This is a genomic window from Bacteroidota bacterium (genome assembly GCA_018698135.1).
Taxonomy (GTDB): Bacteria; Bacteroidota; Bacteroidia; order CAILMK01; family JAAYUY01; genus JABINZ01.
Map to the genome: position 1 here is coordinate 1 of JABINZ010000230.1, position 11380 is coordinate 11380.

Annotated in this window: 7 protein-coding genes; all 7 read left to right on the top strand. The window is 35.3% G+C overall.

The genetic code is table 11. The features are described 5' to 3' along the window. Positions 1 to 156: 156 nt before the first annotated feature. The gene (locus HOG71_14445) at positions 157 to 1338 is read left to right on the top strand and encodes a PLP-dependent transferase (protein ID MBT5992048.1); all 1182 of its coding nucleotides are present in this window, start codon (positions 157 to 159) and stop codon (positions 1336 to 1338) included. A 465-nt stretch (positions 1339 to 1803) separates the two neighbouring features. After that, positions 1804 to 4680, top strand: a complete 2877-nt coding sequence (locus tag HOG71_14450) for a hypothetical protein (GenBank protein ID MBT5992049.1) — start codon at positions 1804 to 1806, stop codon at positions 4678 to 4680. 219 nt (positions 4681 to 4899) lie between these two features. Continuing rightward, positions 4900 to 6423, top strand: coding sequence for a LysM peptidoglycan-binding domain-containing protein (locus HOG71_14455; GenBank protein MBT5992050.1), 1524 nt, complete (start codon positions 4900 to 4902; stop codon positions 6421 to 6423). 8 nt (positions 6424 to 6431) lie between these two features. Then, a complete protein-coding gene (locus HOG71_14460; GenBank protein MBT5992051.1) occupies positions 6432 to 7979 on the top strand; it encodes a hypothetical protein in 1548 nt (515 codons plus the stop codon). Further along, positions 7963 to 9216 (top strand): hypothetical protein, encoded by a 1254-nt coding sequence (locus HOG71_14465; protein MBT5992052.1) that lies wholly within the window; start codon positions 7963 to 7965, stop codon positions 9214 to 9216. The genes HOG71_14460 and HOG71_14465 overlap by 17 nt, the downstream gene beginning before the upstream one ends. After that, a complete protein-coding gene (locus HOG71_14470) occupies positions 9217 to 10770 on the top strand; it encodes an MBOAT family protein (GenBank protein MBT5992053.1) in 1554 nt (517 codons plus the stop codon). Between the two features lie 236 nt (positions 10771 to 11006). After that, the coding region (locus HOG71_14475; protein ID MBT5992054.1) for a hypothetical protein at positions 11007 to 11380 on the top strand (374 nt) is incomplete at its 3' end.

An 11380-nucleotide genomic window follows, 5' to 3' on the forward strand; every position in this document is an offset into this window, starting at 1 on the left:
GGAACGAGCATGGTCACCAGATATCATCTCCTCATGTTCTTCAACAATAGACTGTTTCCTACTCCAATTCACTTTTGCTTTTCATAATATTCTGCTACATTTGCACGACTTGAAAATCATATTCAATCATTTTAGATTTAAGTTAAAACACCATCTATGGACACAAAAAATAAAGGTTTCAACACTAAGCTCATTCATTCTGGCGATTACGAAGATCAATTCGGCAGCGCAACAACGCCTATTTATCAAACTTCCACATTTGCATTTAAAAGTGCTGATCACGGTGCCGATTGTTTTGCCGGACGTGATAAAGGTTATATTTATACCCGTATTGGTAATCCAACCATTAATGCACTTGAAGATAAACTAGCCGATTTAGAAAACGGTTACAGAGGGATTGTAATGGGCAGTGGTATGGCAGCTGTGTCGACCGTATACATGGCTTTGCTTGAAAAAGGTTCACACATGATTATTACCAGTGCTGTTTATGGTCCTAGTTTAGCCATACTGGATAGTCATTTTGCAAAATTCGGTGTCGAATATAGCGCTATTGACACTTCCGATATGGATGAAATTGAGAAGCATATCCGACCCAATACAAAATTGCTTTATTTGGAAACTCCTGCCAATCCAACCATTCAAATCACAGATATTCAGGCAGCTTGTGATTTAGCTCACAAACACGATATTTTAGTATGTGTTGACAATACATTCTGCAGTCCTTATTTACAAAGACCATTGGGTTTAGGAGCCGACATTGCTTTACATTCACTAACAAAATTTATCAACGGACATGCCGATATTGTTGGCGGTGCTTTAATCGCTAAAGATCCTGATTTATATGCAAAATTGCGCAAAACCATGGTTTACATGGGTTGCAACATGGATCCTCATCAGGCATTTATGGTACAACGAGGTGTTAAAACACTTTCATTGCGAATTGATAGAGCACAGGAAAGTGCCATTAAGATTGCAGAATATTTGGAAAAACACCCAAAAATTGAATGGATTAAATTCCCGGGTCTAGCTTCATTCGATCAGAAAGATTTAGTCGAAAAACAAATGGATGGCCCTGGCACCATGATTTCTTTTGGTGTTAAAGGAGGACTTGATGCTGGTAAAAAACTAATGGATAATGTTCAGCTAGCCATACTGGCTGTTTCCTTAGGTGGTGTGGAAACACTAATTCAGCATCCCGCTTCAATGACGCATGCAGCCATGACCAAAGAAGCTCGTTTAGCAGGTCATATAACCGATGATTTGGTTCGTTTTTCGGTTGGTATTGAAGATGTAGAGGATATTATTGCTGATTTAGCGCAGGCTCTAGAAATGTGTTAATAGCTAATTCGATAATGTGACAATTACTTAAGTTGTCAATTTAAATAAGCCTTTGTTTATCTGAGCATAGTCGAAGATGGCAAAGGTTTTTTTATTATAGAGATTTGTCATTGCGAATGTATTAAAGCCTGCCTGACGGCTAGCAGTCAATCTACAACTTTGGAACGTTATCCTTATCGGGAGATAGCTTCGTCATTCTTCCTCGCTATGACGTTTCATACAGATCATTAACATTTTCATTTCTCCTTAACCCTTAAGGGAAAATGAAAATCAATTTGCACCCTTCAGGGAATGGGGCAAACAAATTGATTTAAACTCAATAAATATCGAATTCACCAATTAACAATTTAAACTAGCCTTTGTTTATCTGAGCGTAGTCGAAGATGGCAAAGGTTTTTTCTTGCTACATTCAAAACTTTTAACTTTTAACTGGCCAACTTATAACTTGTTTTAGTAACATTGTATATGAAGTCAACTCCTTTTCTGAAAGAAATAGCCAATCACTTATTGCAGAAATTCAATAACGATCTTTCAGAAGTGGCTGTTGTGTTTCCCAATAAAAGGGCTGGTTTGTTCTTTAGGCATTACCTCAACCAAATAATCGACAAACCAGTTTGGTCCCCTCATATTTTTGACATCTCTGCTTTCATTCAATCTCAATCGAAATTGCAATTGGCTGACAAATACAGCCTTGTATTTAAACTTTATGACAGCTATTGCAAATTATTGAAATCCAGATATTTTGAAATTGAAGATGCAGAGCATTTTTACCCATGGGGAAATTTATTAATCAAGGATTTTAACGAAGTTGATAAGTATTTGGTTGATGCCAAAGACATTTTCAGAACGGTAAAGGAATTAAAAATAATTGATAATCATTACGATTATCTGACCGATGAACAAATAAATGCCTTGCGCACTTTCTGGGAAAATGTGCAAATAAGTAAAAATTCTGAGCATAAAAGCAAATTCCTGCACATGTGGGAAATTCTGGATGAACTTTATGCTGACTTCAACAAGTCGTTGAAAAGTGAGAATTTAGCTTATGAGGGCATGATATACCGAGATGTTTGTGAAAATCTGGAACAACTCAATTTAGAGTCGTCCTATAAAAAAATTGTTTTTGCCGGATTTAATATCCTCAACAAAAGTGAAGAGCAATTATTCAAATTTTTAAAGAAGCAAAATAAAGCGCTGTATTATTGGGATATTGACGCTTACTATCTAGAGAAGAAAAACTTTCCGGTAGGAGAACATTTAATGGAAATGATGGATAAATTTCCAGCTGCTGAAGACTTCAAAACAGCTTCCTGCATTCAGCCCAATCACAAAAAAATTGAATTGATTGGTGTACCTCTCGAAGTAGGTCAGGCAAAAGCTGCTGGAAATCTTGTTCAGTCATTCAATCCGGAAGAGAACATTGATTCTTCAGCCATTGTTTTAGCAGCCGAGCATTTGCTATTCCCACTACTTCAATCTATTCCTGAGAATAACAAAGGAGTTAATGTAACCATGGGGTATCCCATGAAAAACACACGTATTTCCAGCTTTCTGGACTTATTAGCTGAATTACAAAAGCATGTGAAAGTATCTGGCGATCATCTAATGTTTTATTACACGGATGTGCTGTCTATTCTACGACATTCTCTCGTAAATAGTGTGAATACAAAGGCTATCAACGAAAAAATTCAGAAAATAACGGCTCAAAACAAAGTATATATTTCTGATAAAGAGCTTGCAAGTCTTTTCGAGTCGGCAAAACATATCTTTAGCGATTACCGATCTTTTGAAAATCAGTTTACCTATTTCATGCAACTGCTCGAATTCATTTATTACCAATTAAGTGGAGCTGTTGAAAAGGAATTTGTTTATGCCTATCACAAAGAACTCAAAAGCTTAAGCAATACGGTTCAGAAATATGCTGTTAAACTGGATGAAAAACTATTTTTCAGGTTGATTAAAGAGCTAATTAACAGCACCAAGCTCCCATTTAGTGGAGAACCTTTGCAGGGCATTCAGGTAATGGGAAGTTTAGAAACCCGTTGTCTGGATTTTTCGAAACTCATTATTATGGGCATGAATGAAGGTTATTGGCCTAAAAATACTTTTGATCATTCCTTTATCCCCTATAATTTACGAAGGGCTTTTGAATTACCAACCTATGAATTGGATGATGCACTTTATGCCTATTATTTTTATCGACTATTACAAAAAGCTGATGAAGTTTTTTTAATTTACAATACAGAAACAGGATCTGCCGGTTCGGGAGAAATCAGTCGCTATATCAGTCAGCTAAAATATGATTTCGATTTTGAAATCACAGAAAAAATATTAGCTCATGACATCAAAAAAGAAGAAACAAAGCCGATTGAGATTTGGAAAGAAGACAAAATTATTGAACAACTGAACCGATACCTTTCAAATTTTCAGGGCAACAAAAGACTTAGTCCTTCTGCACTGAATGCCTACATCGACTGTTCTCTACGATTCTATTTCCGCTATGTATCTGATTTGTATGAAAAAGACGAAGTCAAGGAAGAAATAGATCATGCCATGTTTGGTAACATACTGCATCATAGCATGGAAGTTCTATATAAGAATTATTGCCACACTAACAATCGATATCAAATAGTGCCAAGTGATTTTGAGCCTTTGAAAAAAGAAATCGATCAAAGTGTTGAAATTGCATTCAATCGCGTTTTCAATCCAGATGGCAACCATGAGAAAAAATTCCTATTTGAGGGACAAAATATTCTGATCCGCAACATGATACACAACTACGTGCGAAATATCCTAAAGATTGATCACGCTTATGCACCATTTGAAATTGTATCGCTTGAAAAGAATTCAAAGTCAACGGTTTTACCTTATACTTTTGACGTGCAAAGCAATCAGGTAAATTTATCTGGAATAATTGACCGTGTTGACCTAAAAGGCAATGTGCTACGTTTACTGGATTACAAAACGGGCAAAGACGAGAAAGTATTTGGCGATATTGAAAGCTTATTTGATGCTGAAAAAGGAAATCGTAATAAAGCCGCTTTTCAAACTATTTTATATAGCCTGATTTATAAACTGAATACTAATAATACCGATCAAATATTTCAGCCAGGCATATATAATGTCCGTAAAATGCATACTGATAATTTTGATAGTCGATTAATACAAAGCATTAAATACAAGAAAAATTCCGTTGACAATATCGAGATTCTACAAAGTGAATTTGAATCGCACTTAAAATTACTACTACAAGATATCTTCAATCCAAATGTATCGTTCAGGCAAACTGAAGATAAAAAGAAGTGCGAATATTGCCCTTACAAGGGGATTTGCAATCGTTAACATCCCCCTCTCAAATTATGGCATCATTTCAAAAGAATCAAAGTGATTGAGTCATTTTGCTGAATAATAGAACCATTAAAATTGCCAATTGCTTCGTTACTCATACACAATAAGATGTATTATATTACAGAAAGCAGAACTTAGCTTAATATTAAAGCCCATTTGGATGCAATTTTTCTTATTTTGCATCGTTTTTCAAGACATAGAAATAAAAGCCAAATGCGCATAAATAAACTTGTTATCCTCTATCTAATACTTCTTTCTCCTATCTTTTTACATGCCTCAACGGAGGATAGTCTTAAATTAAAAAATCAACCAGTTGAATCCCAATTATTAGAAAATCTGGACAGTTTAGCCAACACCTATTATGTCAATCAGGCATTGAAGCTGAACCAAACACAGAAATCAGTACCAAATCCAGTCGAAATAAGTGACTCTCTTTTAGCCTATCGTTTATCCAAAATAGAATCTGTTATTGACTTGCCCTATAACGATCAGGTTCGTAAATACATTGAATATTATACCCGAAACAAAACCGAGTTTATTCAAGCTATGATTGGCTTATCCGATTATTACTTTCCACTTTTTGAAGAAGTATTTGCTCAATACAATATCCCTCTGGAATTTAAATACTTGGCTTTGGTCGAATCAGCATTAAACCCACGAGCTGTAAGTCGGGCTGGAGCAACAGGTGTTTGGCAGTTTATGTATACCACAGGAAAAATATACAAACTTGAAATAAACAGCTATGTAGATGAGCGAATGGATCCTTTAAAAGCAAGCCATGCAGCAGCCCAGTTTTTAACCGATTTATACGAATTATATGGAGATTGGACATTGGCAATGGCCGCCTACAATTGTGGACCCGGTAATGTTAATAAAGCCATCAGACGGTCAAAAGGAAAAACAAACTTCTGGGAATTATACTATTATTTACCACGCGAAACACGCTCTTACGTACCACTTTATGTTGCTGCCTCCTATTTAATGCATCATTATCAGGATCATGGCATGGCTCCGATCAAAATAGATTTACCTGTTTTTACAGATACCATCATGATTCAGAACGACATAAAATTAAAGGATGTTGCTACGGTTCTGGGACTCCCTTTAGAACTTATTAATGATTTGAATCCACAATATAAGCTGAACGTGATTTCGGCCAAAAACAAAGCCTATCCCTTGCGCCTTCCTGCTTCCTATGCAACAACTTTTCTGAGTTTTGAAGATTCCTTGTATCGTACAGCCGAAAGAGCTCCGTCTAGTCTAAGCAAACCGGTCTCCAAGCCAGCTACCACCTATGCATCTTATGGCCCACCAGCCAATTCAACGGCCTTATATTACAAAGTAAAATCGGGCGATAATCTGGGTTTCATTGCAGATTGGTATGATGTGTCAATCAGTAACATCCGCAATTGGAATAACATCAGGGGAAACCTGATTAAACCAGGGCAAAAACTGGTTATTTACAAACCCAGTTCAGTTGCTTCAAAATATGAAAACATAAATACCAATTCATTTACACAAAAACAGGGCAGTTCAACCACGACAAAACCTCCAACAAGTAGTGCCAAAACAACCACAGGAGAATATGTTTACTACACGGTTAAATCAGGAGATAATATCTGGACAATAGCCAAAAAATTCCCGGGCGTTAGCGATCAGGATATTATCAAACTCAATAATATCAGTAATAGTAAAAGCCTAAAACCCGGGCAAAAACTGAAAATTCCTAAAAAATAAGTTGGAAAATGAAGCCCTATAAAATCCTTATTTTTATGAGCATCGTATTGGTGTTGTTATTAATACTGGCTTCGGTATTTCCTGAAAAAGGATTGCCTCTGGGTAAGGAATACAAATTAAAATTTCTGACATTAAATCAAATATTAAATCCTGAAAAGGTTGAATATGCTGATATATCTGCCTTAATAAATACGCCAATTTCGGATACGCTGATAACTGAATCAATACCCACCGACTCCATTGACCCCTATAGCCATGCTATCGATACCATGCTTACCCAAGAAATGAGAGCCCTACTTCATCGTTTACAATTTCCAGCCAACGACCGAAGTGTTTTATATCCTTTTCTAATACAATTAAGAAAACTTCAGGCAGACAAAAAGTTAATCAGGATCATTCATTATGGCGATTCGCAATTGGAAGGAGATCGTATTACGTCCTATATCAGATATCGCTTACAAAGCAAATTTGGTGGTGGAGGTTCAGGCATGTTAGCCGTAAAAGACATTGTTCATACTGCATCTGTACATAGGGACGTTTCAAATAACTGGAAACGATATACAGTTTTTGGTCGAAGAGATACGAATGTAATAGGGAACGTTTATGGCCCCATGCTTTCATTCAGTCGTTTTGCGCCTTTCGAAAAAGATTCCATCCAAAATGATAGTATCGATTATGAATCATGGATTAAACTAAGTCCATCTAACCTTACTTACGCTCTAACCCGAAACTACACACAGTTTAAACTTCTGTACAATAACAACAAAAGTGGTGTTTCCATTAAACTGGAAGATAAAGAAGGCGAAATCATTATAAAAGACAGCCTCCCTCCTACAACCAGTGTTAAATATTTAAGCTGGGATATTGCGGATAATACCAAACCTCTTTTCATTCGCATGAAGGGAAAAGACAGTCCTGATATTTATGCCATGTCGTTGGATAAAACACATGGAATAATAGTCGATAATGTTGCCATGCGAGGCAGTTCTGGAGTTGATTTCAACCGCACCAGCTTAAGCGCTTTGAGCCGTTTCTTTAAAGAAATGAATGTCAAACTATTGTTGCTAGAATATGGTGTTAATGTAGTGCCCAATGTGTTGGAAGATTATGGGTTTTATGAGAATTGGTTTTACAAAAATCTGAAATCTCTTAAAAAGCTTGATCCCGACTTGTGTATAATCGTCATTGGCATATCTGATATGTCGAGAAAACGAGAAGTTGGAGATGGATATGAATCCTACCCAAACATTGAAAAGATCAGAAATGCACAGAAGAATGCTGCATTCAGATCAGGATGTGCATTTTGGGATATGTTTGAAGCCATGGGTGGAAAAAATTCCATGCCATCGTGGGTGATGGCAGAACCTTCATTAGCACAAAAAGATTTCACTCATTTTAATCCAGCTGGTGCAAGAATCATTGGAGAAATGTTTTACGATGCCCTGATTACTGAATACGATGACTATGTTCGTCAACATCCGGAACAGACCAAAACAAAAGTCCAAACAGATAGCCTAAACAACAAGAAAGTACAGAAAATTGAAATTAAGAACTAATATATTATATACACTGCTATTTATTCTCATCCTTTTTGCCAAAGGATCGGCTCAGGATTATCCGCTTGAAATAGATTATTATAATTTTATCCATTATGATAAAAATATTTTGGAATATGAAGGAAATGCCAAACAATACTATGATCGATTTTTTGAGAAAACAAATAAGTTGGTTTTGCAGGGAGATCAATTAATCCATATTTTGCATATAGGAGATTCGCATATTCAGGCTGATTATTTTCCCGGTCAAATGCGTAATCGAATTCAAACCCTGAATAAAGACGGTATAAGCGCAAGAGGATTTCTTTTTCCTTTCAGAGCAGCAAAAACGAACAATCCGCCTGATTTTAAAGTAGAAACCACCACCCAATGGGAAAGGTGTAGAATTGTGACGAAAGGATATGGATGTGCCTTAGGCATTGCAGGAATCAACATTAAAAGTTCAGATTCTATTTCCACATTAACAATCAAAGCTGCTGAAGGCGATTATTTACCTTATTCATTTAACAAAATCCGCATTTTTCATAATTTGCAGGAAGTCTATTATGATATTGAAGTGCTAAATTATGAGGGACCTGTTTCACGAACCTATCATTATGATCAGGGCCTCACCGAAATTGAATTTAAGCACGAATTAAATCGGGTCGATCTTCGATTCACCAGATTAGATAGTATCAAAGCACCTTTTGTGTTTCATGGAATAAGTTTCGAAAGTAACGACCCGGGTATAGTGTATAGCTCGGTAGGTGTAAATGGAGCTGAAACGCGATCATTTAACAAATGCTATTTGCTGCAAAATCAATTAAAAGCTTTGAATCCCGACTGGATGATTATTTCATTAGGAACCAATGATGCCTATATGCGAAATTTTAATTCAGCGAATTTTTATGCAAATTACGACACCTTGATTTCACGTATTCGGGAAGTTTTACCAGATGCAGCCCTGTTACTTACGGTGCCCGGAGACAGTTATCGGAGTCGCAGATACCCCAATTACAATACATCAAAAGCCAGAGATCAAATTAAAATATTAGCCAAGAAACACCATGCAGCAGTATGGGATTTCTATGAAATAATGGGAGGACAAAATTCGATAAATTACTGGTATGCAAAAGGTTTAGCCAACAGAGATAAGCTGCATTTTACAAAAGCAGGTTACAAACTACAGGGAGATTTATTATTCAATGCTTTTTTGAAAAGTTATGATTCATTCAATTTAAATCGGATGGCCAACTAAATGGAGAAACTGAAAAACATATTCCTTTATTCTGGAGACAGCCCTTTGCTGTTTACGCAGATGTATTTCTGGATATTCTTTTTCATTGTTTTTAGCATTTTTGCCCTTGTTTACAATAAAAAGCTGTTCAGAAGCACTTATTTGTTTGCTATCAGTTTATTTTTCTATTGGAAATCAGGTGGGCATTTTTTCATTTTGCTTTTATTTACAACTGTATTAGACTATAATATTGGCAATCTCACCTATAAAGCCAAAACCAGACAGTTAAAAAAATTATGGGTAGCCATAAGTATAATATTGAATCTTGGAATTCTGGCTTATTTCAAATACACCGAGTTCTTTGTTGATATTGTGAATTTAGTATTGAATACTAATTTCAAAGTAATTAATATTGCAGCTCAATGGGCAAATAATGGGCTGGGCACTTCATTTGACGTGACCAAATTCATAATACCTGTAGGAATATCCTTTTATACTTTCCAGAGTTTAAGCTATGTATTAGACATCTCGAAGGGAAAGTTGAAACCTGTTAAAAACATACTGGAATATGGCTTTTATGTTACCTTCTTTCCTCAGTTGGTTGCTGGCCCTATTGTACGTGCATCTGAATTTATCCCTCAATTGTATAAGAAATATCAGTTGACAAAAGATGAAGTCAATTTTGCCTTATTCCTGATATTGAACGGATTGATGAAGAAAATGATCATTTCTGATTATATATCTTACAATTTTGTTGAACGTGTTTTTGATGCTCCCCTATCTTTTACTGGATTTGAAAACCTCATGGCTGTTTATGGTTTTGGTATTCAAATTTATTGTGACTTTTCTGGTTATACCGATGTAGCTATTGGTGTAGCACTATTACTTGGATTCAGATTGCCCTTAAACTTTAATTCACCATATAAGGCAGAGAATATTACAGACTTTTGGAAACGCTGGCATATTTCACTAACCATGTGGTTTAGAGATTATTTATTTTTACCAATAGCTTTTAAGGTTTCTAGAGTACTCAAATCCCAAAAATACTTAGGTATAAAAACAGAGTACTACATATATCTTTTTGCTGGACTAATAACTTTTTTATTAACAGGTTTGTGGCATGGTGCTGCCTGGCGATATTTAATATGGGGAGGAATCCATGGACTGGCATTGGTTTTACATCGTTTTTGGACAGGCTATGTTCCCAAGAAAACAAGAAAGAAATATTTCAGCCACTTATTATCTGTATTTATCACGTTTAATCTGGTCAGTTTTGCATGGATATTCTTCAGAGCAAAAGAAATGATTATTGTTCAACAAATGCTTGTTCAAATTTTCAGTAGTTACTCCTGGGCATTAATACCAACAATTTTTGTGAGCTATTGGCAAGTATTTGCTTTAATGATAGCTGCCTATATTATTCATTGGCTACCAACTACTTTCAAAAGCAAATACATCAATTGGTTTAAGGCAACACCTGTTTGGGCTAAGCTAGCCATTGTAATTTTAGTTGTATTTGTTTGTTACCAAGCCAAATCAGCTGATGTACAGCCCTTCATATATTTTCAGTTTTAGAGTCAATTTCAATTCAAATAGCAATAGCATTAAGTTTATAACTTTTAAAACTGCCCTTGTTTAAAGCATTATTAGAACATTGCATTTTGTACTTCTAACCAATAATATTCATCAACACTTTCCATCAGAAAACAAATATCTAAATTAGCTATATTTGAATAGTGACTATATTAGCACAAAGCCACTATATTTCAAAAACTATGTGCTATTGTATAGTTGATAGTTAGCGTACATTTATGAAAGAGATTCAGTATCAGCCTGGCAATACATCGTTTGATCCAGAGATTAAATATTTTTTGGATGAAGAAATTGTATCTCTTTTCCTAAAATATCATGAATTTCAGAAGAAAAAAATAGGTCTTGATTCTGAATATCGGCAAGAGCAAAAAATTATTGACAATCGATTAGAACAACTTAATGAAGATTATGATATTTTAACTGAGATTATTAAGTCTGGAAATTATAGAACTTATAATAATAAAAAATTAGAGTTAGAAGAAAGGAAAGTAGGAAAATCAGTTGCTAAAATATTCATATTTGTACTAATTATTTTGCTTTCATTAATTGGTTGGAAGTTTTCAATTAGCATTGGATTTAAATACTTTCCACA

Coding starts and splice junctions, on each gene's coding strand:
- HOG71_14445 (MBT5992048.1), top strand. CDS start 157: ATGGACACAAAAAATAAAGGTTTCAACACTAAGCTCATTCATTCTGGC.
- HOG71_14450 (MBT5992049.1), top strand. CDS start 1,804: ATGAAGTCAACTCCTTTTCTGAAAGAAATAGCCAATCACTTATTGCAG.
- HOG71_14455 (MBT5992050.1), top strand. CDS start 4,900: ATGCGCATAAATAAACTTGTTATCCTCTATCTAATACTTCTTTCTCCT.
- HOG71_14460 (MBT5992051.1), top strand. CDS start 6,432: ATGAAGCCCTATAAAATCCTTATTTTTATGAGCATCGTATTGGTGTTG.
- HOG71_14470 (MBT5992053.1), top strand. CDS start 9,217: ATGGAGAAACTGAAAAACATATTCCTTTATTCTGGAGACAGCCCTTTG.